Origin of the sequence: Fictibacillus marinisediminis (assembly GCF_023149135.1) — a bacterium.
Lineage (GTDB): Bacteria > Bacillota > Bacilli > Bacillales > Fictibacillaceae > Fictibacillus_C > Fictibacillus_C marinisediminis.
Genome location: NZ_JAIWJX010000002.1, coordinates 2,648,337 through 2,674,494, shown reverse-complemented (window position 1 = coordinate 2,674,494; position 26,158 = coordinate 2,648,337). Strand labels below are relative to the sequence as shown.

Here is a 26,158-nt window from a genome sequence, read left to right as displayed (position 1 = left end):
AAATATGTTCTTTCCAATATTTGAAACTTTTTCACTCGTCAAGCGTATTCATAAAAGAGGGAACAAAGGGGGGCGTAAAGTGAAAAAAGTCCGATTCGTATTTTTTCTTGCGTTAATCATGATCCCTCTGATGGCTTCAATTCAACCTGCAAGCAGTGAGGGAAGCGGTAAAACGGTGTTCGTTATCCCTGTTCAGCAGGAAATTGAGAGAGGACTGGAAGCGTTTTTAAAACGCAGTATTAAAGACGCAGAAAGTGCAGGGGCAGACCACATCATCTTTGAAATCAATACGCCTGGAGGAAGGGTGGATTCAGCAAATAACATCGCTGAAGTGATAAGAGATACGAAGATACCTACTACAGCATACATAGTGAAGGATGCCTTTTCTGCAGGAGCGTATATTGCATTGAATGCAGATGAAATTGTGATGAAACCCTCCACAACGATAGGTTCAGCAGCTGTTATAGACTCGCGCGGGAATACAGCTGGAAAAAAAGCAGAATCAGCATGGATCGCAGAAATGGAAGCAGCTGCAGAGTTAAATAACCGAAATCCAAAGTACGCTCGTGCGATGGCTGATGATGATATGGAGTTAAAAGAGCTCGGCCTAAAAAAAGGAGAATTATTAACATTGACCGCTAATCAGGCGGTTAAAGTCGGCTATGCCGAAAAGATTGTAAAAGACCGTTCTGAATTGCTCTTTTATTTAAAACTGGATGATGCTTCTGTCACACAAGAAGATTTAAGTTTAGCGGAAAGGCTTGCCAGTTTTGTTACCAGTCCGGTCGTTGTTCCGATCTTGCTCTCGATTGGCTTCCTGGGAATGGTGATCGAACTGTTCACAGCTGGTTTTGGCGTAGCTGGAATCATTGGGCTTTCTTCAATGTTTCTATACTTTTTCGGACACCTTCTTGCAGGGCTAGCGGGATGGGAATCGATTGCCTTATTTATTTTAGGAATCATTTTTCTGTTGCTTGAAGTTTTTGTTCCGGGCGGTATTGTCGGGATATTAGGGCTGACTGCAGTGATTGCCAGCCTAGTCATGGCTGCAGGGTCATTAACCACCATTGTGACCTCAATCGCCATCGCAATCGTCGTGACAATTATTGGAGCATTCTTGTTCCTTAAGTTCTTCGGTTACAGAGGCCCGCTCCGAAAACTTGTCTTGTTCGACAGCACGAGTACCGAGAAAGGCTATGTTTCAAGCAGGCAGAGGCATGATTTATCCGGAAGGATTGCAGAATCTATTACCCCGCTGAGGCCGTCCGGAACAGCAGAACTGGATGGAGAATACTTGGATGTTGTGACTGAAGGGTCTTTCATTCAAAAAGGAAAGCGGATTAAGATTGTAAAAGTTCAAGGTTCAAGAATTGTAGTAAGAGAAGTGAAAGATCATCATGAAGGAGGAATGTAAATGTTTACTGGACCTATTGCTACACTGGTTCTAATAGGAGTCATAGTTATCGTACTGGCCGTTTTGTTTACCTTTGTTCCAGTTGCTCTTTGGATTTCTGCACTGGCTGCAGGTGTGCGGGTTGGCATCTTTACATTGATTGGAATGAGATTAAGAAGGGTTATCCCTTCCAGGGTTATCAATCCGCTGATCAAGGCTCAGAAAGCAGGGCTTAACTTAACGACGAATCAGCTGGAAAGCCACTACCTGGCAGGGGGGAATGTGGACCGTGTTGTAAACGCCTTAATTGCTGCGCACAGGGCGGATATCGAACTGAGCTTTGAACGGTCGGCAGCTATTGATCTGGCTGGGAGGGATGTACTGGAAGCGGTTCAGATGAGTGTTAATCCGAAGGTCATCGAAACTCCGTTCATTGCCGGTGTAGCGCTCAATGGGATTGAAGTGAAAGCGAAGGCTAGAATTACCGTAAGAGCCAACATCGAGCGGCTCGTAGGGGGTGCGGGTGAGGAAACGGTAATCGCAAGGGTCGGTGAAGGGATTGTATCCACCATTGGTTCAAGTGAAAATCATAAGAAAGTGCTGGAGAACCCTGATACGATCTCACAGACTGTTCTTTCAAAAGGTTTGGACTCAGGCACTGCATTTGAAATCTTATCCATCGATATTGCGGATATTGACATCGGCAAAAATATAGGTGCTGCACTGCAGACAGATCAGGCTCTCGCCGACAAGAATATCGCACAGGCAAAAGCTGAAGAGAGAAGAGCGATGGCGGTTGCAAACGAACAGGAAATGATCGCGAAAGTACAGGAGATGCGAGCGAAAGTAGTGGAAGCTGAAGCTGAAGTTCCGTTAGCTATGGCTGAAGCGCTTCGTTCCGGAAAGCTTGGAGTACTTGATTATGCCAACTTAACAAATGTGATGGCTGATACTTCGATGCGGGAGTCCATCGGAAAATCTGCAGATCCGAATGGTGACGATGAACTTCCAGGAAAAAAAGGGAAATAACCGATGGACCATATCCTGGATGCCATTGGTGACCTTATCCCTTTTTTAATCTTTGTGGTTGTCGGGCTGTTAGGGTTAATCAAAAAAAGACTGGAGCAGAAGTTTTCAGCCCCTCCAAAACGCATGGCCAAGACGAAAAGAAGTGCCAGCACGTTTTCTCAGCCTGAGAAGAAAGAATCAAAGGGAAAATCGCCTCCGTTGTCTGAAGCGACCTACCAGCAGGTCAGAAGAAGAGCTCAGGAAACCTTTACAATAGAACCACTTAAGAGTAACCGTTATAAAGACAGAAGCAATGAGATCATTACGGTTAAAGTAAAAAAAGAGAACATTGTGCAAGGTATCATCTGGTCAGAGATATTGGGTAAACCAAGGGCCTTCAATCCACCGCACGGAAGAAAAAAATAAGATTAGACGAAAAGGACTGCCAGATTTGGCGGCCTTTTTTCATTTAGGTGTGATAGTTTATCCCACGTCTTCATAAAAATGAGATGAGAGGGGTGTTGCGGATGGCAAAGTGGAGACAGCAGGTAACAAAGTGGCTTGTGGAAAAATTGGATCTCCCTGCGGATGCCATGATGGATTTGCCCCGTATTACAATGATTGGCCAGTTACATATTTATATAGAAAATCACCGGGGAGTCATAGCTTTTTCAAAAGAGGAATTAAAACTCCGTTTGAAGCAGGGCAACCTCGTGATCAAGGGCCAGGATTTTGTAATTAAGACGATATTGCCGGAAGAAATTCTGCTTGAGGGCAGCATAGATGGAGTTTATTATGACAAAGCCACGTAAACCTGTGGACAGGAGGCTGTTATGAAAAAGGACTGGCTGGAACCTATAAACAGTTATGTGAAAGTTGAAATACGGGGAGAAAACATCGAAGACTTTATTAACGAATGTCTCGCTCAAAATATCTCGATATGGAACCTTAGGCGGACGAATGAGAACGCCGTAACAGCTTGTCTTTATACTAAGAATATTAAGGGTTTTCGGCCCCTCTTAAAACAGACAGGGTGCAAAATTCGTTTTATAGAAAAGAACGGTTTGCCGTTCTGGGCAGCCAGAATGTGGAGGAGAAACGGCCTTATCTTAGGTCTTGCAGGCTTTTTAGTCATTCTATTCCTATTATCTAACATGGTTTGGAATATTAATGTGACAGGAGCAAATCCTAAAACAGAATACCAGTTGCTAAAAGCAGCAAAAGAACTGGGCATTAAGAAAGGGAAATTTATCTTTCTCCTGCCGAATGTAAGGCAGCTTCAGCAACAGCTGACGAACGCCATGGATAATGTGACGTGGATCGGAGTCAGCCTTAATGGGACAACCTATAACTTTCAAGTGGTGGAAAAAGAGATCCCAAAGCGGAAAGAAGCTCTATCACCAAGACATTTAGTGGCAAAAAAAGATGCTGTGATCTATGACATGTTCGTTGAAAAGGGACAACCCGTTGTGTCTCCGCATCAATTTGTTTATAAAGGGGCTCTTCTTGTCTCTGGATATATCGGTAAAGAAGGAAAAACCAAGCTTGTCCCTGCAAAAGGAGTAGTCCTTGGTGAAACGTGGTATACGACCAATGTGACCATCCCGCTTGCAACGAAATTTCAGACGTATACAGGCAATACTGTGACACAGCATAAACTCCGCCTTTTTGGTCTCAGGATTCCGATTTGGGGATGGAAAGACGGGGAATATAAAAGCAAAGAAGTCAGTGAAAATGAAACACCGCTGAAGTTTTGGAAATGGACGCTCCCAGTTTCTTTTATTAAAAAAGAGATCAGGGAAACAGATGGTGTAAAAAGGGTCTATACGAAGGAAGAAGCTGTGCAAGCAGGCAGGGCCATGGCAAAAAAAGAAGTGAGAAAACTGCTTGCTCATGATGCCCGGATAAAAGAAGAAAAAATTTTGCGCCAGTCAGTATCTAATGGTAAAGTTAATTTATCGATGCACTACCAGGTAATAGAAAATATTGCATCTGAACAACCTATACTTATCCAACAAGGAGACTGAGTAGTTTGTCAGAACCCATTAAATTACAGCGATTACAACTAGAAAATCAAGGGGAAGCCCAAGCGCTTTTCGGACCTAACGATGCTTTTCTGAAGATAATTGAAGATAAGCTTGAAGTCACGATTGTCACTAGAGGTGAAGATATTTCTGTCAGTGGAACATCCGACACGGTTCAGAAAGTGGAGGATGTTTTAATCGTACTTCTAAACCTTATCCGTAAAGGGATTCATATTTCAGAAAGAGACATTGTTTATGCTGTTCAGCTTTCTGAACGGGGGATGCTTGAAGAGATCACCGAATTGTATCAGCAGGAGATTACAACCAACGTCAAAGGTAAACCAATCAGGGTAAAGACACTCGGTCAGCGCCATTACGTATCTGCGATGAAAAAGGGAGACCTCGTTTTTGGAATCGGTCCAGCAGGTACGGGTAAAACTTACTTAGCCGTTGTTATGGCTGTTGCTGCTCTAAAAGAAGGAAAAATAAAAAAGATAGTTCTTACAAGGCCGGCGGTTGAAGCGGGCGAAAGCTTAGGATTCCTGCCGGGTGACTTAAAAGAAAAAGTCGATCCATATCTTCGCCCCTTGTATGATGCACTTCATGACCTTCTTGGGATGGAGCATACGGAACGGCTGCTGGAAAGAGGCACGATCGAAATAGCTCCGCTTGCCTATATGAGGGGACGGACGCTGGATGAATGCTTTGTCATTTTAGATGAAGCACAGAATACATCGCCAGAACAAATGAAAATGTTTTTAACACGTCTTGGTTTCGGCTCTAGGATGGTCATCACGGGGGATCTGACACAAATCGATCTTCCGAAAGGAAAAGAATCAGGCCTTAAAATCGCTGAACGGACGCTCAATGGTGTGCCAGGCATACAATTTATATTCTTAAAGCAGCTGGATGTAGTAAGGCACCCGCTTGTTCAACGAATTATTTCAGCATACGAAAAGACAGAGAAGTAGAAAAAGCTTGAGGGTTTTTGAAGAAAACCCTCAAGCTTTTTCTTTTTTTTGTGAAGAAAAGCTGCAGCCCCCTGCTAAGGTCCGACAAGCGCTGGAACTCTTACACAACAACATGCTTTTTGTGTTGAGAAGTAAGAGTGAAGACGACTAAGGATGAAAAGAAGATCTTACTTTTCATCTAACGAGGACCCATGCTGAAAACAGGAAAAACGATTTCAGCCTTGGGCGCTGGAGCTGGACACCACTTCTATGCATGCTGAATTTTTTATTCTTTTTCTCTGCTATCCTCTATGTCCAGTTTTTGTTAATATGAAGATAACAAAAGGAGAGACAGGCGGGGGATGGTACGAGTTGACGAATCAGATCAAAAAACGTTTGCGAATAAAAAAGGGGCTGCATAATAAATGGAATTTTTTTATGTTTGGACTGCTGGCTCTTATTATCTACGCCAGCTTGCTCAGCAATGTAACCCCTGATACGGTGGATGTTGGGCCGTACTCCATTTCCCCGCGTGATATTCAATCACCGATCACGATTGAGATGAAAGAAGAAACGCTGAAAAAGCAAAACGATGCAGCGGACAAAGTAGAGAATATTTATTCCTATGATGAAGACAGTCCGCTGAAACAGGCGGAAAAGTCCAATGAGATCTTTAAGGCTATCGAAAAAATCAACGAAGCGGAGAGCAAGAATAAAAAAGATAAGGACCCGCTGACACTTGACCAGAAAATAGATCAGATCAAGGGGATGGTTGGAAACGACCAGATCTCTCCAGAAGCGTATACTGCCCTGTTTAATGCCTCTCCTTCTGAACTCAGAAACGGCAGAGACCTTGCAAGCTCAGTAATCAACGACACGCTTAAAAATAAGATCAGGGTCGATCAGATCGAATTTTTCCGTGACAAGGCAGAAGATAAAATACAGCAGAATTCAAATTTTTCGAGTTCTTTAAAAAATGCTGTTGTTGAACTGACCCGAAGCAATATCATCTCTAATTTTCTGCTGGACGTTGATAAAACGAAATTGGCGAAACAAAAAGCGATCGATGAAGCGGAACCGGTCGAGATTAAAGAAGGAGAAATCATCGTCAGAGAGGGAGACGTGGTTACCCCTGAAAAATTCAGGCAGCTTAAGCTGGTAGGGCTTCTTGATAAGGAAGTTGCGATATATCCGTATTTAGGTCTTTTACTTTTTGTTCTTATTTTAGTCATAGGCCTGTATTATTTTATTAAAGAATCTTTAAAAGCAACGGCGCCTCTGCAAAAAAAGCAGATGCTGCTGTATGTCATCCTGATCACGTTTTCCTTGATCGTAATGAAACTGACAAGCTTCATTGATAAACTGGAGATCACAGGAATCTTTTTTGTGGTTCCGATCGCTGCAGGAGCTATGATGATTAAAATGCTGCTCAACGAATTTACAGCGATTCTTTCCAGTGTTCTATTTGCAGTTTGCGCGACACTTATTTTTAATGAAGGATCTACCGGAACATTTAATTTTCCACTTGGCATCTACGTATTGCTCGGCTGTGTGGCAGGAATCATTTATCTGGGAAAACGGCATTTAAAATCAAGAATATTAAAGGCTGGTGTTCTCGTTTCATTTACCAATATTTTATCAATATTGATCATTCTGTTGCTTCAAAATGGAAAGTACTCTCCTGTACAGATTGGGGTGGAAATCGGATTTGGCTTTTTATCCGGATGCCTCGCATCTGTACTAGCCTTGGGGCTGATGCCGGTTTTTGAATCCTGGTTCGGCATCTTATCTACGACACGGCTGATCGAGCTTTCGAACCCTAATCACCCGCTTTTAAGGAAACTATTGATTGAAGCTCCTGGCACTTATCATCATTCTGTCATGGTGGCCAACCTTTCAGAAGCCGGCTGTGAATCCATAGGAGCTAACGGCCTTCTTGCCAGAGTAGGATCTTATTATCATGATCTCGGCAAAACAAAAAGGCCTCATTTCTTTATTGAGAACCAGATGAATATGGAGAATCCGCATGAGAAACTGACACCGCAGCTTAGTAAGACCATCATTATTGCCCATCCGTATGACGGAGCAGAAATGTTGAAAGAATATAAGCTGCCTGGAGAAATTATTGATATAGCTGAACAGCATCATGGGACATCCCTGCTTCAATATTTCTACCACAAGGCAGTTGAACTGAGTGATGCCGAGATCCAGGAAACCGATTTCAGGTATCCTGGTCCGAAAGCTCAATCCAGAGAAGCCGCGGTAGTAGGAATTGCAGACGGTGTGGAAGCAGCTGTCCGTTCCCTCTCCAAACCGACACCGGTTAAAATTGAAGCCATTATCCGCAAGATTATTACTGAACGCCTTGAAGACGGGCAGTTTGATGAATGTGATCTTACATTTAAAGAATTAAATACGGTAGCAAAGACACTCAGTGAAACATTGAACGGGATTTTTCATTCGAGAATTGAATATCCTGAGCAGCAAATTAAAAAGAAGGTGGACTTATAATGAGCTTACACATTGATTTTACAGACGAAACCGAACAAATCTCCCCAGCTCAGATCGAGGAGTTAACGAACCTTTTAAATCAGGCAGCAGTCATGGAAGACATTCCCAATGAGACTGAGCTTTCTGTTACCTTTGTAACAAACGAGCGGATCCATGAGATCAACAAACAATATCGGAACAAAGATACGCCAACAGATGTGATCTCTTTTGCGATGGAAGAAATGGGTGAGGGAGAACTAGAAATCATTGGAGATGATTTACCGAGAATTCTTGGTGACATTATTATATCAGCAGAGATTGCTAAAAATCAGGCAGAAGAATACGGACACTCATTCTTGAGAGAACTTGGCTTTTTGACCGTTCATGGTTTTCTTCACCTCTTGGGCTATGATCACCTGAACGAACATGAAGAAAAGAAAATGTTCAGCAGGCAAGATGAAATTCTTAACGAATACGGTCTCACCAGATAAGATGAGGCCATCAGCCCGCAGATTTGTTAGAAGTTTTGGATATGCCTGGGAAGGAATTAAAGCTGCAGTTAAAGGTGAGCAGAATATTAAAATTCATCTCGCTGTGAGTTGTATCGTTTTACTGGTGGCCTATGTCCTTGAATTTTCAGCTGTGAGGTTCTCCATTCTGCTGATTGTCATTGGGAATGTGATCTGTCTTGAAATCGTAAATACGGCACTTGAACGCCTCGTCGATTTGGTCACGAATGATTACCACCCGTTAGCAAAGCAGGCCAAAGATATGGCGGCGGGTGCAGTTTTGGTTTTTTCGGTGATTGCTGTTATAATCGGATTACTGCTATTTTTAAAACCTGCCTTACACTATTTCTCTTAGATATCAGCCGCTTGAATTGAGTAAAGGCTGGTGTTGAAAGGTGGAACAAGAGATGGAAAAAGAAAAACTGATTGAGGAAGCGGTTTCAGCGAGAGATTATGCTTATGTGCCTTATTCGAAATTTAAAGTGGGTGCTGCACTCTTAACAAAAGACGGCAAGGTCTATCGAGGCTCCAACATTGAAAATGCTGCTTATAGTGTAACAAACTGCGCAGAACGGACAGCATTGTTCAAAGCCGTTTCTGAAGGTGATAAAGAGTTTGCTGCCATAGCCGTAGTAGCAGATACAGATCGGCCCGTTCCGCCCTGCGGAGCTTGCAGACAAGTCATTTCAGAACTATGCCCGCCAGGCATGAAAGTTTATTTAACAAATTTAAAAGGAAACATCATGGAAACGACTGTGGAAGAATTGCTTCCAGGGGCGTTTTCACCGGGGGATTTGAATGAATAACACAGGTTACAAATCAGGCTTTGTTTCTATAATCGGACGGCCGAACGTTGGGAAATCAACGTTGTTAAATCATATCATCGGCCAGAAGATCGCCATTATGAGTGACAAGCCGCAGACAACAAGGAATAAGATCCAGGGAGTGTATACAACGGATCAAGCACAAGTTATTTTTATAGACACTCCGGGTATTCATAAACCTAAGCACCGTTTAGGTGATTTTATGACAAAAATCGCTCAGCAGACATTAAGGGAAGTAGATTTGATTCTTTTTGTCATCAATGCAGAAGAAGGGTATGGCAGAGGAGATCAGTTTATCATTGATAAACTTCAGGACATCAAACAGCCGATCTTCCTTGTGATCAATAAAATTGATACGATCCACCCTGACCAGCTGCTTCCGCTGATCGACTTTTACAGAGGCAAGGTTGATGTACAGGAAGTGATACCGATCTCTGCTCTACAGGGCAACAACGTGAATACGCTCATGAACCAGATTACAGAATATCTGGAGGAAGGTCCGCAATATTATCCAGAAGACCAGATTACAGATCATCCTGAACGATTTATTGCCGGTGAGCTGATTCGTGAAAAAGTACTGCACCTGACGAGAGAGGAGATTCCTCACTCCATTGCTGTTGTCATTGAACAGATGCAGCGACGTGAGGACCGTGACGTGGTATTTATAAACGCCACCATCATCGTTGAACGAAAATCTCAAAAAGGGATCATCATAGGAAAACAAGGTTCGATGCTGAAAGAGGTCGGAAAACGAGCCCGTACAGATATTGAAAACTTGCTTGGATCTAAAGTTTTTCTGGAGCTTTTCGTGAAAGTACAGAATGATTGGAGAAACAAGCTGAGTAATCTAAAGGAATTCGGATTCAACGAAGACGAATATTGATCTTCCATATTTTCCTTCACATTAAAAAGATATATTAGGCAAACCTAAGGGCAAGAGAGTTTTATAAAAACAACTTGAAAGGTGGAGCATTCCCATGAAAGAATTTACCTGGAAGGTATTTTGCGAAACGGGCAGTATCGATACCTATTTGTTGTTTAAAGAACTTGAGGTCGACATGTCAACAAGTGTGGCTCAGCAAGAAGATCAGCAAGCACATATTGACTCTCCCATCCAATAAGGTGCCTTCATTAAATGACCTGGTGGTGGTGTAATCATGCTGCAAAAGGTTGAAGGAATTGTTATCAGAAAAGTGGACTACGGTGAAACAAACGTAATTCTTACTCTTTTTACGAGAGAAAACGGAAAAATAGGAGTTATGGCAAGAGGGGCGAAGAAACCAAAAAGTCGCCTCTCTTCTGTTGCACAGCTCTTTACATACGGTCATTTCGTTTTTCAGCAAAGCAGGGGGCTGGGTTCTCTTAGTCAAGGTGAGATCATCGACTCGTTCAGAGGCATCAAGGAAGATTTGTTTAAAACAGCTTATTGTGCTTATATGGTTGAATTTCTTGATAAGGTGACAGAAGAGAAAAAAACTCAGCCCTATTTATTTGAACATGTTTGGCAATCTTTCAACCTTATAAATGAAGGTGCAGATCCAGAAGTTATCACGTTTATTTTTGAGATGAAAATGCTGCAGCAAGCGGGCATCGGCCCCCAAGTAAATCACTGCGCCAACTGCGGCAAAACTGAAGGGGAATTTGCCTTTTCCGTCCGGGAAGGTGGTTTTCTCTGTGACAGGTGCCATCACCTGGACCCGAACAGGATCCCGCTGACTCAAGCAACCGCAAGGCTCCTTCACCTGTTTTATCATTTTGATTTAAACCGGCTTGGAAATGTATCGTTAAAAAAACAGACAAAGGACGCAATCCAGTTTATTTTATCTACCTACATTGATGAGTATTCAGGGATGTTCTTCAAATCTAAAAAGTTTTTGGATCAATTGAATAAATTTGAATAATAATGTTGCTTTTATACCTTTTAGCTTCGTTTGCTCCCTTAATTAGTATATAATGTTTAATAAAGAGTATAACACATTTCAAGTTTGCTAAGGTGGTGCGAACAATCGAACTGAATAAAAGGCAACAAACAATATTGCAGATCGTAAAAGACCATGGACCTATTACAGGGGAACATATTGCAGACCGTTTGCATTTGACAAGAGCTACGCTTAGGCCTGACCTAGCCATTTTAACGATGGCTGGTTATTTGGATGCCAGACCCCGTGTGGGCTATTTTTATACAGGCAAAACAGGCTCCCAGCTATTGACTGAAAAAATCAAGAAGATACAAGTCCATGAATTTTCATCGATCCCCGTTGTGGTTCCTGAATCTTCAACCGTATATGAAGCGATCTGTACCATGTTTCTTGAAGATGTGGGAACTTTGTTTATCGTGAATAAAAACTCTCATCTTGTTGGAGTGGTTTCAAGAAAAGACTTATTGAGAGCCAGTATGGGAAAACAGGAATTAAACGCCATCCCCATCAACATTATTATGACCAGGATGCCGAATATCACATATTGTTTTAAAGAAGACCATTTACTGGATGTTGCCCATATTCTCATCCAAAAGCAGATTGACGGGCTGCCGGTCGTAAAAAAAGCTCCCAATGACGAAGGGTATGAAGTAGTGGGAAGAATTACGAAAACGAATATTACCAAGGCCTTTGTTGAATTGGCCAGGGATGAAATGATTATTTGATCTTCGCAATCAGGAGGTAATGATGACTGACCAAATAAATCGCCCAATGATTTATGTTGTATCCGATTCTGTTGGCGAAACTGCGGAGCTTGTTGTAAAAGCCGCGGCCAGCCAATTTAATTCAACTGCCATTGAGCTTAAGCGGGTTCCATATGTAGAAGATAAGGAAACCATTAAAGAAGTAGTGGCATTAGCTAAAGAACATCAGGCTCTAATCGCGTTTACACTTGTCATACCAGAAATGAAGGAGTTTCTCCTGCAGCAGGCACTGGTTTCGGGAGTGGTTGCAGTAGATATTATCGGTCCGATGATGAACCAGATGCAGCAGCTTCTTCAGCAGGTACCGAGATATGAGCCAGGAATTGTCCATCAGCTGGATGATGATTATTTCCGAAAAGTTGAAGCCATTGAGTTTGCTGTTAAGTATGATGATGGAAGAGATCCAAGGGGGATTTTAAAAGCCGATATCGTTTTGGTAGGAGTGTCAAGGACGTCTAAAACACCTTTATCGCAGTATCTGGCTCACAAACGACTGAAAGTGGCCAATGTTCCGCTTGTTCCTGAAGTCGAGCCGCCGGATGAATTGTTCAAAGTCTCTGCTAAAAAGTGTTTCGGTTTAAGCATCACTCCTGAAAAACTAAACGATATCCGCAGAGAAAGACTGATGGCTCTTGGGTTAAATTCTGAGGCTAATTATGCCAATATCAACCGCATCAGGCAGGAGCTTGACTATTTCACTAAAACAATAGACCGGATCGGCTGTCGGGTCATTGATGTTTCAAACAAAGCCGTAGAGGAATCAGCAAATCTCATTTATAACATTTATACGGGCAAAAACTATCGATAACCATATTGCGTACGAAATCGTTTGATTTTGTACGCTTTTTTCTGCGGAAGTTATTTTTCTGGCATTATTATAAATTTTTAGCTATAATATAAAATTGTGATTAAAAGTTAGCATTGGAACCTAGAATAGGATAAGAATGTTCTTTCCAGAGCACAGGACAGACTGATTCTATGAAACAGCATTCTTCAACAAGACGTAACACATAAAAAGGTTTTCTTCGACATGTTTATTTTGTAGAAGGATTCTTATGGAGGATGTAGAAATTTAAATTATGTCTAATTCTAAAGCAAAAGTATGGGTAGATGGAGATGCTTGCCCGGTTCCGATTAGGAATTCTATTATCGAACATTGTCGGGAATTTAATTTATCGGCATTTTTTGTCATTTCATATGCCCATTATACAGCCCCTTCACCTGGTGTAGAGTGGATTCTGGTCGATGCCAACCGTGAAGAAGTAGACTTGTATCTAATGAATCATTCAATGAAAGGAGATATTGCGGTTACTCAGGATTTTGGCCTGGCCAGTATCCTGGTCCCAAAAGGTGTGATTACGTTCCATCCCCGCGGTTTTTTATACCGGGAGGAAGATATGGAAAAAATGCTTTTTGAAAGGTACATTTCCGGGAAAGAAAGAAGAGCCGGCAACCGTACAAAAGGACCAGCGAAGTTTCAGGATTCTGATCTTGAACGTTTCTCCGGACAATTTAAAAAAATGTTGTCGAATATTGAAGGATTTCAATAACTCTTAACGAATAACTATAACCTGTGTGATTTTTACAGAGGAAAGTAAATAAAGCGGTGTTTAAACATGGCAGAACGAATTCCGGACGAACTTATAGAAAAAGTTCGAACATCTCAAGATATTGTAGAACTTGTCAGTGACTATGTAACCTTGAAGAAACAAGGGCGCAATTATTTTGGCTTATGCCCATTTCACGGAGAGAAATCCCCTTCCTTTTCTGTTTCGCCTGATAAGCAGATCTACCACTGTTTCGGCTGCGGAGCAGGCGGTAATGCTTTCTCTTTTCTAATGAATATCGAAGGATTTTCATTTCTTGAGGCAGTGAAGCATATTGCACAGCGAACGGGAATAGATTTACCTCAACTGGAACGGCAGTCTGGAAACAGCAAATCCTCAGATAACCGGGCAGTCATGGCCGAGGCTCATGAACTTTTGGCGAAACTATTTCATCACTATCTGCTCAATACCGAGCAAGGTTTGAAAGCTCTCGACTATTTAAAGGGCAGAGGGTTTTCGGATGAAGTCATCTCACGGTTTCAAATCGGGTTTGCACCTGATTCCTGGGATTCGGCCACCAACTTCCTCAGCAGAAGAAATTTCTCGCTGGAGCTCTCTGAAAAAGCCGGTTTGCTTGGCAAACGGGACTTTGACGGTAAATTCTTTGACCGGTTCAGAAACCGGATCATGTTTCCAATCTGGGATAAAAACGGTAAAGTCATCGGCTTTGGGGGCAGAATTTTGGACAGCGGGGAACCCAAATATTTGAACAGCCCTGAGACCTTGCTGTTTAATAAAGGCAAGAACTTGTATGCCTTGCATTTATCCCGTCCTGAAATGAGGAAAAAACAGCAGGCTGTTCTATTTGAAGGGTATGTTGATACGATTGCTGCCTGGAGAGCAGGCGTTGAAAATGGGGTGGCCACACTTGGAACCTCTTTGACAGAAGATCAGGCAAAGCTGCTGAAACGAAATGTGCCTTCTGTCGTTATCTGTTATGATTCCGATCATGCAGGTGTTGAAGCTTCCTTTAGAGCTTCATCGATTTTATTAAAAGCAGGATGCAATGTGAAAATTGCGAAAATGCCAGACGGTCTTGATCCCGATGACTATATCCAAAAATATGGAGCCGAGAAGTTTAACAGGGATGTAATAGGGGCAAGTTTAACCGTAATGGCTTTTAAAATTCAATATTACAGAAGAGGTAAAAATCTCAACGATGAAGGAGAACGAATGCTCTATATCGAAGAGATAATAAAGGAAATCAGCCAATTGCCTAATGCGGTTGAAAAAGACCATTATTTAAGGCAGCTAGCTGATGAATTCAACCTCTCTCTGGAAGCTCTAAAGCAGCAGCAGTTTTATACAGCTAAGCAGCAAAAGCGAAAAAAGGATAATGTTGACACAAACAGGAATAATAATCCTAGGAATAATACTTACTATAACAAACCGCTTTTGCCTGCCTATCATAATGCTGAACGGATTCTACTTGCGCATATGCTGAAAAACACAGACGTTGCCATCAGGGTTCAGGAATTACTGGGAGCATCATTTAACATTGAAGAACACAATGCGGTTGCAGCTTATTTATATGCCTTCTATGAAGAAGGAAATTTGCCCAATGTTGGTTTGTTCCTGCAGCGCATTGAAGATGACAGGTTAAAAAAGATTGCTTCCGAGCTGGCGATGCTGACTGTCAATGAACATCTTTCCGATAAGGAAATGAGTGATTATATAAGACAGATCACCAACTATCCTAAATGGCTGGTGATACAGGGTAAAGAAAAGCACAAAAAGGAAGCGGAACGCGGGCAGGATTTTGCCAGGGCGGCCCAAATAGCAATGGAGATACTTCAAATGAAAAAAGAATTAAAAGGCTGATTATTTTTTTGTTGAAGTGTGGAAGGAGGGGATCGAATGGCTGAGAAACCAAACCGTCGCGAGACGGAGGGCGAATTAACCATCGATCAAGTAAAAGAGCAATTAATTGAAGCAGGGAAAAAGAATGGTGCGCTGACCTATACGGTCATTACCAACAAACTTGCGCCTTTTGATCAGGATTCAGAGCAAATGGATGAGTTCTACAACTTCCTTGAAGAACAGGGTGTAGAAGTAACCGATGAATCTGATTCTGATGAAGAAGAGCCTAAGTTTGAGGCGGGCAAGGAAGAAGAAGAGTTTGACCTCAACGATCTCAGCGTTCCTCCAGGGGTGAAAATTAATGACCCTGTACGAATGTACTTAAAAGAGATCGGCCGCGTGGATCTTCTTTCTGCAGAAGAAGAAATTTCCCTTGCTAAACGAATCGAAGAAGGTGACGAAGAAGCAAAACGCCGCCTTGCTGAAGCGAACCTTAGGCTAGTTGTAAGTATTGCCAAGCGTTACGTAGGCCGCGGGATGCTCTTCCTTGATCTTATTCAGGAAGGCAACATGGGACTTATTAAAGCGGTTGAGAAGTTTGATTACCGCAAAGGCTATAAGTTCAGTACGTATGCCACATGGTGGATCAGACAGGCTATAACACGAGCTATCGCTGACCAGGCAAGAACCATCCGTATTCCTGTTCATATGGTAGAGACAATAAATAAATTGATCCGCGTCCAGAGGCAGCTGCTGCAAGACTTGGGCCGCGAACCGACGCCTGAAGAAATTGGTGCGGAAATGGATCTCACTCCGGACAAAGTACGCGAAATCCTGAAGATCGCCCAGGAACCTGTTTCTCTTGAAACACCGATTGGTGAAGAAGACGATTCTCACCTTGGTGACTTCATTGAAGATCAGGACGCACTAGCTCCTTCTGAAGCTGCAGCTTATGAACTGTTAAAAGAGCAGCTCGAAGATGTACTCGATACCCTCACCGACAGAGAAGAGAATGTTTTGCGTTTAAGATTCGGTCTTGATGACGGCCGTACACGTACTCTGGAAGAAGTTGGGAAAGTTTTCGGAGTAACCCGTGAACGGATCCGCCAAATCGAAGCTAAAGCACTTCGTAAACTCCGCCATCCAAGCAGAAGCAAGAGATTGAAGGATTTCTTGGAATAAAATAGATCAGTGATAAAGTCTGCCCTTGCCGGCAGGCTTTTTTTATTTTGCTCAATGATTTATTGAACGAACGAGTAAAATAGAACATAATAACATTTTTACCAGTTATTATTATTCATTTTACTGATAAATTTTGCTGAATGCAAATCACCCTGATAAAAAACGACTTCCAAAAGAAGGAAAATAAACGTAAAAATAATAATGTTAATGTTGTAAAAATTCTGCCTTTATATCTATAATAAACTTGAAAGCGATTACACACAATGGTGAAATTATACAAAAGGTGGGGTCATCCATGAATTACGCATTGACAGATGAGCAAGCAATGATACAAAAAATGATGAGGGAATTTGCTGATGAAGAAGTTGCGCCTAGTGCAGAACAGAGGGACAAAGAAAAAAAGTTTCCTGTTGAAATTTTCCAGAAGCTAGGGAAGCTGGGAATCATGGGCTTGCCTTTCCCTGAAGAATATGGCGGCGGAGGGGCAGATACCATTTCTTTTGCGATCGCAGTAGAAGAACTAAGCCGAGCATGCGGTTCTGCCGGTATCACGTATTCGGCACATGTTTCTCTTGGCGGAGCTCCCCTCTACTTATTCGGAACAGAAGAGCAGAAGCAAAAATATCTTGTGCCAATCTGTACAGGAGAATCGATGGGTGCTTTTGGTCTGACTGAACCGAACGCTGGCTCAGATGCAGGGGGAACACAAACAACCGCTGCGAAACAAGGCAATCAGTGGGTGATCTGCGGAAGCAAGTGCTACATTACAAATGCAAGCTATGCCAAGCATCTCGCACTGACAGCAATAACAGGGAAAAATGACGGCAAAAAAGAGATCAGTGCCATTATTGTTCCTACTGACGCAGAAGGTTTTAAAGTGATCGATAACTATGAGAAACTGGGGCTTCATTCTTCAAACACTACTGAATTAATCCTTGACCAGGTAAAAGTTCCAGAGGAGAATCTGCTCGGACAGCGGGGAGATGGTTTTAAGCAATTTCTGATCACGCTTGACGGAGGACGTATTGGTATTGGTGCGATGGCAGTAGGCATTGCACAGGCTGCCTATGACAAGGCTCTTGCTTATTCAAAAGAAAGAAAGCAGTTTGGGACCGCTCTTTCTAAATTTCAGGCGATTCAATTCAAACTTGCTGACATGGCAATGAAGATTGAACTGGCGAGGAACATGGTATACAAAGCCGCCTGGTTAAAAGACCAAGGGAAAAGGTTTTCCAAAGAAGCAGCAATGGCGAAGCTTTACGCTTCAGAGGCTTGCATGCAGATCTGTTCGGAAGCTGTTCAGATTCACGGTGGTTACGGGTACATGAGAGACTATCATGTAGAACGCTATTTCCGTGATGCTAAGCTGACTGAAATCGGCGAAGGAACGTCTGAGATTCAAAGAATGGTCATATCCAGAGAAATCGGCTGTTAATACTAAAGAATGGGGTGAATTATGACAGAGCTGCAATCCGTAACTATTGGAAAATATCTTGAAGAGCAAGTGAAGAAATTCGGCTCTCGTGAAGCTGTTGTATACAGCAATATAGGAATCCGGTATTCCTATAAAGAATTTTACGATTTAACTGCGAAAGTAGCTAAAGGATTAATGTCACTCGGTATTAAAAAGGGAGATCATATTGCAGTCTGGGCAACCAATGTGCCGGAATGGATACTGCTGCAATTCGGCTCAGCAAGAGCGGGGGCGGTATTAGTAACGGTAAATACCAGCTACCAGCAGACTGAACTGGAATACCTCCTAAAACAGTCAGATTCAAAAGCCCTATTTCTCATAGAGGGCTTCAAAAACACGTCCTATGTGCAAATGGCTCAGGCTGTTCAATCCAAAAACGAACAATTCCCTTTGCTGGATCAATTCATTTATATAGGCAATGGCCAGCCAGAAGGGATGTCAAACTGGGAAGAGATGCTTCGTTCAGGAGAAAGCATTTCCGATGAGGAGCTCCTAGAGAGAGAAAATTGCCTGGAGCCGTCAGATGTCATTAACATGCAGTACACCTCAGGCACGACTGGTTTTCCAAAAGGGGTCATGCTGACGCATAGTAATATTCTTGGAAACGCTCATCGTTTGGCGGCAGCCATGAGATTAACTGAACAGGACCGTCTATGTATTCCAGTACCGTTCTTTCACTGCTTTGGGTGTGTGATCGGAACTTTAACAGCAGTTTCCGCTGGAGCAGCTATGGTACCCATCGTTCAATTCAGTGCAAAGGAAGTCCTGGAGACCGTCGAAAAGGAAAAATGCACGGTGCTTCACGGCGTACCTACAATGTTCATTGCAGAGCTGAATTATGAAAATTTCCAGCAATACGATTTAAGTTCGCTTCGGACAGGAGTGATGGCAGGATCTACTTGTCCAATTGAAGTCATGAAGAATGTCATCAGTAAAATGGGAATGTCAGAAATCACAATTGCGTATGGACAGACAGAAACCTCGCCGGTCTTTACTCAAACGACACCTGATGATCCTATTGAAAAGAGGGTGGAGACGGTCGGGAAAAAGCACCCGGGTGTTGACATCAAAGTTATCGATCCTGCAACAGGCAAGACGGTACCTTTTGGCGAACAGGGGGAACTCTGTACAAGAGGCTACCACGTGATGAAAGGATATTATAAGATGCCTGATGCGACCAGAGATGCGATTGATCAGGAGGGCTGGCTCCATACCGGTGATCTTGCTGTGATGGACGATGAGGGCTACGTGGCCATCACAGGCCGTTTGAAGGATATGATCATCCGCGGCGGTGAAAACATTTACCCGCGAGAAGTCGAAGAATTTTTATATTCGCATCCTTCAATTCTCGATGTTCAGGTGATCGGAGTTCCGGATGAAACATTTGGAGAAAAAGTGGCTGCCTGCATCCAGCTAAAAGAGGGGCATAGGATTGGGAAAGAAGAACTGGCTGCCTATTGCCAAGGAAAGATATCCAAGTTCAAAATTCCTGAATACATGATTTTTGTAGACGAATATCCAATGACGGCATCTGGTAAAATTCAAAAGTATAAATTGCGTGAAGAGGCTAAAAAGCACATTGAAACAGAACAAGGTATAGTGACCTGATCGTCCGCAACTGCGGGCGGTTTTTCTTTGCTGCATCAGGTGATCCTTTAATATGAAATCCATACACTCTGTATAATTCCAAGGTTGAAGGCTTTTTACAAAACTAGTAAAAGTTTAACTTTCTCTTTCCTTCGACTCTTTTTTCAAGTAAAATAGGATATGGATTGTTAGCACTTACATAAGCAGGTAAAATGTACATCAAATGTATAACAGATGAAGGAGGAAAAATGATGAAACGTAATCCGCTTATTCCTTTTATCTTTACAGGAGTAATTGGCATTATTCTCGTTATCGGCATGTCATTTTGGGGAATACATAATCAGGAACAAGCGAAAAAGGAAAAAGAACAGGCTGCACTTGATCCTGCAGCAATATTTAAACAAAACTGTTCTTCCTGCCATGGCCAAAACCTGGAAGGCGCGGTTGGTCCTAACCTTCAAAAAGTCGGAGCCAAATATTCAAAAGAGCAAATCACTGATATTCTTAAAAATGGTAAACCTGGCGGAATGCCCGCTGGTGTCGTAAAAGGCGAAGAGCAACAAATCATTGCAAAATGGCTTTCAGAGAAAAAATAAAAGAAGCTGACTTCAATCAACAGCCTTATGGCGTTATGATTGAGTCGGCTTTTTTACTTTTTTCCTGTGACATGATAATAATAAGTAGTACGATAATAAAAACAGGTGGATAAAAATGAAACGAGATAACCTTTCCTTAAGACTTAAAACAGTAGCAAATTATGTGCACCGGGAGGCAGTGATAGCTGATATTGGTTCGGATCATGCCTACCTTCCATGCTATTTAGTACTTGAACACCAAGTTGTATATGCGATTGCAGGTGAGGTAAATGAGGGTCCCTATCAATCAGCATTAAAAGAAGTACAATCAGCGAACCTCCAGTCAAAAATATCAGTCCGCAAAGGAGACGGTCTTGAAGTGATCTCTCCCAACGAAACGGATGTAATCACCATTTGCGGAATGGGCGGTCAACTGATTGCCAGTATTTTAGAAAAAGGGAAATCCAAGCTGGAAGGTGTTAAAAGGCTAATATTGCAGCCGAATGTAGGTGCAGGCTCGGTCAGAATTTGGCTTAAAAATGAAGGATGGACCTTAACTCAGGAGGAAATTTTACAAGAAGACGGCAAGATTTATGAAGTACTGGTGGCAGATCGCAAAGAAGGGAACCAGCCATATACTGATAATGAAATGCTTGAACTATTGCTGGGCCCTTTTTTGATGAAGCAAAAGAATGAGGCATTCATTGAAAAATGGAGCGGCGAGCTTGAACAGTGGACCAAAATCCTTCAGCAAATGGAATCAAGCCAATCTCCTGACTCGATGGAGCGAAAACGGCAATTGATGAAAAGAATAGAATCCGTAAAGAAGGAGCTGGAATCGTGAATAAATACGCAAACGGGCAGACGGTCATTGGTGAACTGCATGCCTTGGCACCAAAACATCTTGCGGAAGAAGGAGACCCGATCGGATTGCAGGTCGGAAATTTGAACAAGCCTGTAAAAAAAGTCATGATTGCCCTGGATGTATTGGAAGAAGTAGTGGATGAAGCGATTGAAAAAGGAGCGGAATTGATCATTGCCCATCACCCGATGATCTACCGCCCGCTGAAAAAAATTGATCTCTCCCTGCCGCAGGGAAGAATGATTGAAAAGCTCATTAAAAATGACATAGCAGTATACGCAGCACACACGAATCTGGATGTCGCGAAGGGCGGAGTGAACGACTGGCTGGCTGAGGCCTTGCAGCTCGAACAGACAGAAGCTCTTAAAGGCACCAAAGAGATATCCCTGGTCAAACTTGCGGTATATGTGCCGGAAGAACAGGCGGATACTGTCAGAGAAGCCATGGCCGCGGCAGGAGCAGGCCATATCGGTCAATATAGCCATTGTACGTTTAATACGTCGGGTGAAGGTACGTTCAAGCCTCTTGAGGGGACAAATCCTTTTATCGGCACGAAAGGAAAGATTGAAAGGGTAAATGAAATCAAAATAGAAACGGTGATTTCTGAAGACCTGGTGAAACAAGTCATATCCTCCATGAAGAAAGCTCATCCCTATGAAGAGGTGGCTTATGATCTGTATGAACTGAAAAACGAAGGAGAAACCCTCGGGATTGGAAAGATTGGCCGTCTTGCGGAAGAAATGCCGTTTGAAGATTTTATCCTGCACGTCAAACAAACATTGGATGTACCCGCCTTGCGTGCGGTGAAAGGGCACTCGAGGCCAGTCAGAAAGGTTGCTGTGGTAGGCGGTGATGGAAACAAGTTCATATCTGCTGCCATCATGAAGGGGGCAGATGTGCTCGTAACAGGGGATATGTATTATCATAATGCCCATGATGCCCAGGCAGCAGGCTTGTCCATAATCGATCCCGGACATAATGTGGAGAAGATCATGAAAACAGGACTCTCTACTTTTTTATCAGGAGAATTGAAAAAAAAGGGCTACACTTCCGAAGTCATTTCTTCAGCAGTTCATACCGATCCATTTCTTTTCTATTAAAAAAATAAAAGGCTGACAAACCACTTGGTTATGTCAGCCTTTTTATTATTGCTTCGTTTTTACTTTTGGCAAGATCTTGCTTAAGCTTACTTTTCTTTCTTTTTCCCAAGTCGAAGGATCTTTATCGTCATATTGCTCTAAGAAAGAGAGAACTTCCTTCGTGATGGGGGTAGGAGTGGAGGCACCGGATGTGATGCCGACGATGTTCACATCTTTAAGCCAATCCAGTTCAATTTCAGTGACATCGGCAATACGGTAAGCCGGTGTTCCTGCAATTTCCTGTGAAACTTGTGCCAGACGGTTCGAATTGTTGCTTTTCGGGTCGCCTACAACAAGAACAAGATCACATTCTTTTGCCTGCTCTGCAACAGCCTCCTGTCGAACCTGTGTAGCCAAACAGATTTCTTTATGAACCTCGGCGTTTGGGTATTTTATTAGCAGCTGTTTAATGATCTCAGCTACATCCCACTGGCTCATCGTCGTCTGGTTCGTAATAAGAATCTTGGCGTTCCCAATCGTCAGGTTGGCAATGTCCTGCGTGTTTTCAATCAAATGAACCGCATGGGGAGCAATGCCAATCGCACCTTCCGGCTCAGGGTGGCCCTTTTTGCCAATATAAATGACTACATATCCCTCTTTTTCCTTTTCCCGGATCAAGTCATGTGTTTTGGTAACATCTGGACACGTTGCATCAATTTCAATCAGCCCTTTTTCATGAGCGATGCGTCTCACTTCTGGAGATACTCCATGAGCTGTGTAAATAACAGTGCCCGACTCAATGTTGCGGATGATGTCCAAACGGCTCTTCCCGTCCAGCGTAATAATTCCCTCTTCTTCAAAAGCATCGGTAACATGTTTATTATGAACAATCATGCCCAAAATATAGATAGGCCGAGGCAATGATGGATCTTTAGCCGCCTGTCTTGCTAATACCATGGCATCAACTACGCCATAGCAATAACCTCGAGGAGATATTCTAACAACCTTCATTTTCATCTCTCCCTTATAAACTAAAAAGATCGGCTGTTCAGATGAAATGGTCTGAACACCTCTTCCCATTATAAAGGAGAGCGTATAAGAAAACAATGAAGCGGACTTTGAGCTAAATGAACAGCTTTGGTGGAGGCTGCAGGCGTGTGACCGGTCTTTTACTCGATGATTTCGGCGGCTTTCCAACATTTTTTACTTTTCTGGCTGCAGGACCGATAATAATTTTAGCGTCTTCTGGAGTGCCTGCCGGTATATCATAAGGAAAGCTGCTTTCTTCCAGCATCTCGCTGTCTACTGCAACTTTTACAGGCTTAGCTTCAGTTTTGGGTTTCTCTTTCTTTTTAGGTTTGCTTTGAGGAGCTGCTTCTTTTTTTGCTTTTGCTTTTTCGTCTCTGGCTTCTTTTTTTCTTTTATCGTTTTGTTTGTGTTATCTCTAAATTCTTTTAAGGACTTCATCATGTCCGGTAGATTTTTTACCATTGGCCCGTACTGTTTTACCATGGGACCCATTGTTTCAGCAACCTGCAGCATTTTTTGAACGTTTTCCACCATGGTCAGAACGTTCATCGGCGATCTGGCCGCACCGCCTAGACCGGCTAGAGACCGCATGCCCGCTGGAGGAGCGAATCGCTGTCCAGGCGGTATACCCGCCGATCGTCCGCGCTGAGGACCTATAGGGGGATATGGATGCATTGTTTGACCCTCCCTTCAGAAAAATACCCTTCACTTAAAGATATGAAAGTCTGGCTCAAAGGTGTGCGGATGTCTTGGCAAAACGGCAGAATTCCTTTTCTTCATAGCTAATTTTCAAGACTTCATCTATAATACTAAAAGTAGACAATACAAATGGAAAAAAGTCAGGTGATAAAAAATGAAAACAGCGTTTGACCGTTTAAATATAAAACCGTTTTTATTAAACGCAATGATCGAGCAAGGATTCAAAAAACCGACAGATATTCAGGAGCGAGTTGTTCCGGGAATTCTGAACGGTTATGACATTATCGGACAGTCACAGACCGGTTCAGGTAAAACTTTAGCTTTCCTTTTGCCGGTACTGAATAAGATCAATACCGAAAAAAATGAAATTCAAGCGATCATCACGGCGCCTACCCGTGAACTCGCACAGCAGATCTTTGACGAGTATGAAAAGCTGTCGGAATACTTTCCTGAAGATGATTTCATCCGGGCGAAAACGGTCGTTGGTGGAACCGACCGAAAAAGAATGGCTGACCGTCTGAAGAATGCCCCGCATTTGATCATCGGTACACCAGGGCGCATTAAAGACTTGGTGAACAATGAAGGAATCAATATCTTTTCGGCAACGACGCTCGTTGTTGATGAAGCTGATCAAATGCTCGATATGGGATTCATTGAAGACGTCGACCAGGTGGCAGCACGTATGGCAACAAAAATTCAAATGCTTGTGTTTTCCGCGACAATCCCGGAAAAGCTGCAGCCGCTGCTTAAAAAATATATGAATAATCCGCGCCATGTTCATGTGAGCCCTGAACAGACGACAGCGAAAGAAATCAAACATGTTTTAATTCCGCTAAAGCATAAGGACAAGATAAAGACTTTGATCGAAGTTGCAAAAGCGTATAATCCTTACCTTTGTTTAATCTTCGTCAACACGAAGAAAACAGCAGATGCAGTAGCGGATGCCATGCTCGCAGAAGGCATGAATGCCGAGCGGCTGCACGGCGATGTTCCTCCGCGTGAACGGAAGAATATCATGAAACGAGTCCAGAAAGCGGAGTTTCAATATGTTGTAGCGACTGACTTGGCAGCGAGGGGCATTGATATTAAAGGGGTAAGTCATATCATTAACTTCGAGCTCCCAGCCGATTTGGATTATTATATCCATCGTACAGGCCGAACAGGCCGTGCTGGAATGTCAGGCATCGCGGCAACCATCATTGAACCTTCTGATCAGCTCGCTATTCAAAAACTGCAGAATCGAAAAATTCTGTTTGTTCAAGAAGAGCTGAAGAACGGGGAATGGAAAGAGGTGCCCCTTCGAATAAGAAAGGCCTCTGTCCAAAAAGGAAGCACAGGTGCAAGTGTACAGAAACCTAAAAAAGTGAAGCCAGGCTATAAAAAGAAGATGGCAGAAGAAAAACGCAAAATGGAAAAAAGGCAAAATCGCAATAAAAGATAATCATCAAGGTTAGAGAAGGAGATCAGGTATGCTGAAACTAGGATCACACGTATCAATGAGCGGAAAGAAAATGCTTCTGGGGGCAAGTGAAGAAGCAGCTTCCTATGGAGCCAATACTTTCATGGTTTATACTGGTGCGCCTCAGAATACCCGCAGAAAAAAGATTGAAGATCTGAACATTGAAGCGGGTATCAAGCATATGCAAGAAAATGGCATGACAGAATTGGTCGTGCACGCACCATACATCATTAACATCGGAAACTCAGTCAAACCGGAAACTTTCCAGCTGGGCGTTGACTTTCTTACTTCAGAGATCGAACGTACAGCTGCCATTGGCGGAAAGCAAATTGTTCTTCATCCCGGAGCCCATGTTGGTGCAGGAACAGAAGAGGGGATCAAGAAAATTATCGAAGGTTTGAATGAGGTGCTGACACCTGAACAAAATGTTCAGATTGCGCTGGAGACTATGGCAGGAAAGGGTTCGGAATGCGGCTGTACGTTTGAAGAATTGGCCTCTATCATTGATGGGGTTCACCTTAACGATAAGCTTTCCATCTGCTTTGATACTTGTCATACCCATGACTCTGGATATGATATCATCAATGATTTTGATGGAGTGCTGAACACTTTTGACAAATTGATCGGCCTTGATCGTCTGAAGGTTCTTCATATCAATGACAGCAAGAATGAGCGCGGCGCCCGAAAGGACCGCCACGAGAACATCGGATTCGGAAAGATCGGTTTTGATGCATTAAACTATATCGTCCACCATCCGCAGCTTGGCGATGTTCCTAAAATATTAGAGACACCTTATGTTGGAACAGATAAGAACAATAAAAAACCTCCATATCAACTGGAGATCGAAATGCTGAAGAATAAAGAGTTTGTTCCGACTTTGCAGGAACAGCTCCTAACTGTATAAAAAAAGAGGCGAAAAAACGC

General features: G+C 42.8%; 28 protein-coding genes. 25 read left to right on the top strand and 3 right to left on the bottom strand.

The features are described from left to right. The first annotated feature begins 79 nt into the window (after window positions 1-79). The 23 genes from LCY76_RS14270 (at window position 80) to LCY76_RS14160 (ending at window position 22,068) form a co-directional block, all read left to right on the top strand. On the top strand, window positions 80-1,414 hold the full coding sequence (locus tag LCY76_RS14270) for an NfeD family protein (RefSeq protein ID WP_248253177.1): 1,335 nt from the start codon (window positions 80-82) through the stop codon (window positions 1,412-1,414). After that, on the top strand, window positions 1,415-2,422 hold the full coding sequence (gene floA, locus LCY76_RS14265; protein WP_053357832.1) for a flotillin-like protein FloA: 1,008 nt from the start codon (window positions 1,415-1,417) through the stop codon (window positions 2,420-2,422). It abuts the gene before it with no gap. Between the two features lie 3 nt (window positions 2,423-2,425). Further along, window positions 2,426-2,827, top strand: coding sequence for a hypothetical protein (locus tag LCY76_RS14260; protein ID WP_248253176.1), 402 nt, complete (start codon window positions 2,426-2,428; stop codon window positions 2,825-2,827). Between the two features lie 101 nt (window positions 2,828-2,928). After that, entirely contained in the window at window positions 2,929-3,213 is a 285-nt protein-coding gene (gene yqfC, locus LCY76_RS14255; protein WP_053357834.1) for a sporulation protein YqfC, read from the top strand. 21 nt (window positions 3,214-3,234) lie between these two features. Then, window positions 3,235-4,428, top strand: a complete 1,194-nt coding sequence (yqfD, locus tag LCY76_RS14250; RefSeq protein ID WP_248253175.1) for a sporulation protein YqfD — start codon at window positions 3,235-3,237, stop codon at window positions 4,426-4,428. A 5-nt stretch (window positions 4,429-4,433) separates the two neighbouring features. Further along, window positions 4,434-5,396, top strand: coding sequence for a PhoH family protein (locus LCY76_RS14245; protein WP_248253174.1), 963 nt, complete (start codon window positions 4,434-4,436; stop codon window positions 5,394-5,396). A 351-nt stretch (window positions 5,397-5,747) separates the two neighbouring features. Beyond that, entirely contained in the window at window positions 5,748-7,886 is a 2,139-nt protein-coding gene (locus tag LCY76_RS14240) for an HD family phosphohydrolase (RefSeq protein ID WP_248253173.1), read from the top strand. Next, window positions 7,886-8,356, top strand: a complete 471-nt coding sequence (gene ybeY, locus LCY76_RS14235; protein ID WP_248253172.1) for an rRNA maturation RNase YbeY — start codon at window positions 7,886-7,888, stop codon at window positions 8,354-8,356. Before LCY76_RS14240 ends, ybeY begins: the two co-directional genes overlap by 1 nt. Continuing rightward, complete coding sequence (locus LCY76_RS14230) at window positions 8,322-8,729, top strand: diacylglycerol kinase family protein (protein ID WP_419714949.1); 408 nt, start codon at window positions 8,322-8,324, stop codon at window positions 8,727-8,729. Before ybeY ends, LCY76_RS14230 begins: the two co-directional genes overlap by 35 nt. A 52-nt stretch (window positions 8,730-8,781) precedes the next feature. Then, window positions 8,782-9,180, top strand: a complete 399-nt coding sequence (locus LCY76_RS14225) for a cytidine deaminase (RefSeq protein WP_248253171.1) — start codon at window positions 8,782-8,784, stop codon at window positions 9,178-9,180. Continuing rightward, on the top strand, window positions 9,173-10,081 hold the full coding sequence (gene era / locus LCY76_RS14220; protein ID WP_248253170.1) for a GTPase Era: 909 nt from the start codon (window positions 9,173-9,175) through the stop codon (window positions 10,079-10,081). Before LCY76_RS14225 ends, era begins: the two co-directional genes overlap by 8 nt. A 94-nt stretch (window positions 10,082-10,175) precedes the next feature. Further along, a complete protein-coding gene (locus LCY76_RS14215) occupies window positions 10,176-10,319 on the top strand; it encodes a YqzL family protein (protein WP_248253169.1) in 144 nt (47 codons plus the stop codon). 36 nt (window positions 10,320-10,355) lie between these two features. Next, the gene (recO, locus tag LCY76_RS14210; RefSeq protein ID WP_248253168.1) at window positions 10,356-11,099 is read left to right on the top strand and encodes a DNA repair protein RecO; all 744 of its coding nucleotides are present in this window, start codon (window positions 10,356-10,358) and stop codon (window positions 11,097-11,099) included. 92 nt (window positions 11,100-11,191) lie between these two features. Further along, a complete protein-coding gene (gene ccpN / locus LCY76_RS14205) occupies window positions 11,192-11,842 on the top strand; it encodes a transcriptional regulator CcpN (protein ID WP_336606259.1) in 651 nt (216 codons plus the stop codon). Between the two features lie 22 nt (window positions 11,843-11,864). Continuing rightward, a complete protein-coding gene (locus tag LCY76_RS14200) occupies window positions 11,865-12,689 on the top strand; it encodes a pyruvate, water dikinase regulatory protein (protein ID WP_248253167.1) in 825 nt (274 codons plus the stop codon). A 271-nt stretch (window positions 12,690-12,960) separates the two neighbouring features. Next, window positions 12,961-13,431: a YaiI/YqxD family protein gene (locus LCY76_RS14195; RefSeq protein ID WP_248253166.1), complete on the top strand. Its 471-nt coding sequence runs from the start codon at window positions 12,961-12,963 to the stop codon at window positions 13,429-13,431. A gap of 66 nt (window positions 13,432-13,497) precedes the next feature. Continuing rightward, window positions 13,498-15,309 (top strand): DNA primase, encoded by a 1,812-nt coding sequence (gene dnaG, locus LCY76_RS14190; protein WP_248253165.1) that lies wholly within the window; start codon window positions 13,498-13,500, stop codon window positions 15,307-15,309. Between the two features lie 36 nt (window positions 15,310-15,345). Further along, window positions 15,346-16,470, top strand: coding sequence for an RNA polymerase sigma factor RpoD (gene rpoD / locus LCY76_RS14185; RefSeq protein ID WP_053357843.1), 1,125 nt, complete (start codon window positions 15,346-15,348; stop codon window positions 16,468-16,470). Between the two features lie 295 nt (window positions 16,471-16,765). Further along, on the top strand, window positions 16,766-17,905 hold the full coding sequence (locus LCY76_RS14180; RefSeq protein ID WP_248253164.1) for an acyl-CoA dehydrogenase: 1,140 nt from the start codon (window positions 16,766-16,768) through the stop codon (window positions 17,903-17,905). Between the two features lie 21 nt (window positions 17,906-17,926). Beyond that, window positions 17,927-19,552 (top strand): AMP-binding protein, encoded by a 1,626-nt coding sequence (locus tag LCY76_RS14175; protein ID WP_248253163.1) that lies wholly within the window; start codon window positions 17,927-17,929, stop codon window positions 19,550-19,552. 230 nt (window positions 19,553-19,782) lie between these two features. Next, window positions 19,783-20,127 carry a cytochrome c550 gene (gene cccA / locus LCY76_RS14170; RefSeq protein WP_248253162.1) on the top strand — a complete coding sequence of 115 codons (345 nt, stop codon included), beginning with the start codon at window positions 19,783-19,785 and terminating at the stop codon, window positions 20,125-20,127. A gap of 115 nt (window positions 20,128-20,242) precedes the next feature. Then, on the top strand, window positions 20,243-20,950 hold the full coding sequence (locus tag LCY76_RS14165) for a tRNA (adenine(22)-N(1))-methyltransferase (RefSeq protein ID WP_248253161.1): 708 nt from the start codon (window positions 20,243-20,245) through the stop codon (window positions 20,948-20,950). Next, complete coding sequence (locus tag LCY76_RS14160; protein ID WP_248253160.1) at window positions 20,947-22,068, top strand: Nif3-like dinuclear metal center hexameric protein; 1,122 nt, start codon at window positions 20,947-20,949, stop codon at window positions 22,066-22,068. Before LCY76_RS14165 ends, LCY76_RS14160 begins: the two co-directional genes overlap by 4 nt. Window positions 22,069-22,113: 45 nt before the next feature. On the opposite strand, the gene LCY76_RS14155 is transcribed toward LCY76_RS14160, so the two are convergent. The 3 genes from LCY76_RS14155 to vrrA all read right to left on the bottom strand — a co-directional run bounded on the left by LCY76_RS14155 (window position 22,114) and on the right by vrrA (window position 23,751). Next, the gene (locus LCY76_RS14155; protein WP_248253159.1) at window positions 22,114-23,058 is read right to left on the bottom strand and encodes a 4-hydroxy-3-methylbut-2-enyl diphosphate reductase; all 945 of its coding nucleotides are present in this window, start codon (window positions 23,056-23,058) and stop codon (window positions 22,114-22,116) included. A 112-nt stretch (window positions 23,059-23,170) separates the two neighbouring features. After that, a complete protein-coding gene (locus LCY76_RS14150; protein ID WP_248253158.1) occupies window positions 23,171-23,341 on the bottom strand; it encodes a hypothetical protein in 171 nt (56 codons plus the stop codon). A gap of 20 nt (window positions 23,342-23,361) precedes the next feature. Further along, on the bottom strand, window positions 23,362-23,751 hold the full coding sequence (vrrA, locus tag LCY76_RS14145; RefSeq protein WP_248253157.1) for a VrrA/YqfQ family protein: 390 nt from the start codon (window positions 23,749-23,751) through the stop codon (window positions 23,362-23,364). Between the two features lie 178 nt (window positions 23,752-23,929). Between vrrA and LCY76_RS14140 the strand changes: the two genes are divergently transcribed. Next, window positions 23,930-25,216 carry a DEAD/DEAH box helicase gene (locus LCY76_RS14140; protein ID WP_248253156.1) on the top strand — a complete coding sequence of 429 codons (1,287 nt, stop codon included), beginning with the start codon at window positions 23,930-23,932 and terminating at the stop codon, window positions 25,214-25,216. Window positions 25,217-25,244: 28 nt separating this feature from the next. Continuing rightward, window positions 25,245-26,138: a deoxyribonuclease IV gene (locus LCY76_RS14135; RefSeq protein WP_248253155.1), complete on the top strand. Its 894-nt coding sequence runs from the start codon at window positions 25,245-25,247 to the stop codon at window positions 26,136-26,138. Window positions 26,139-26,158: the final 20 nt, after the last annotated feature.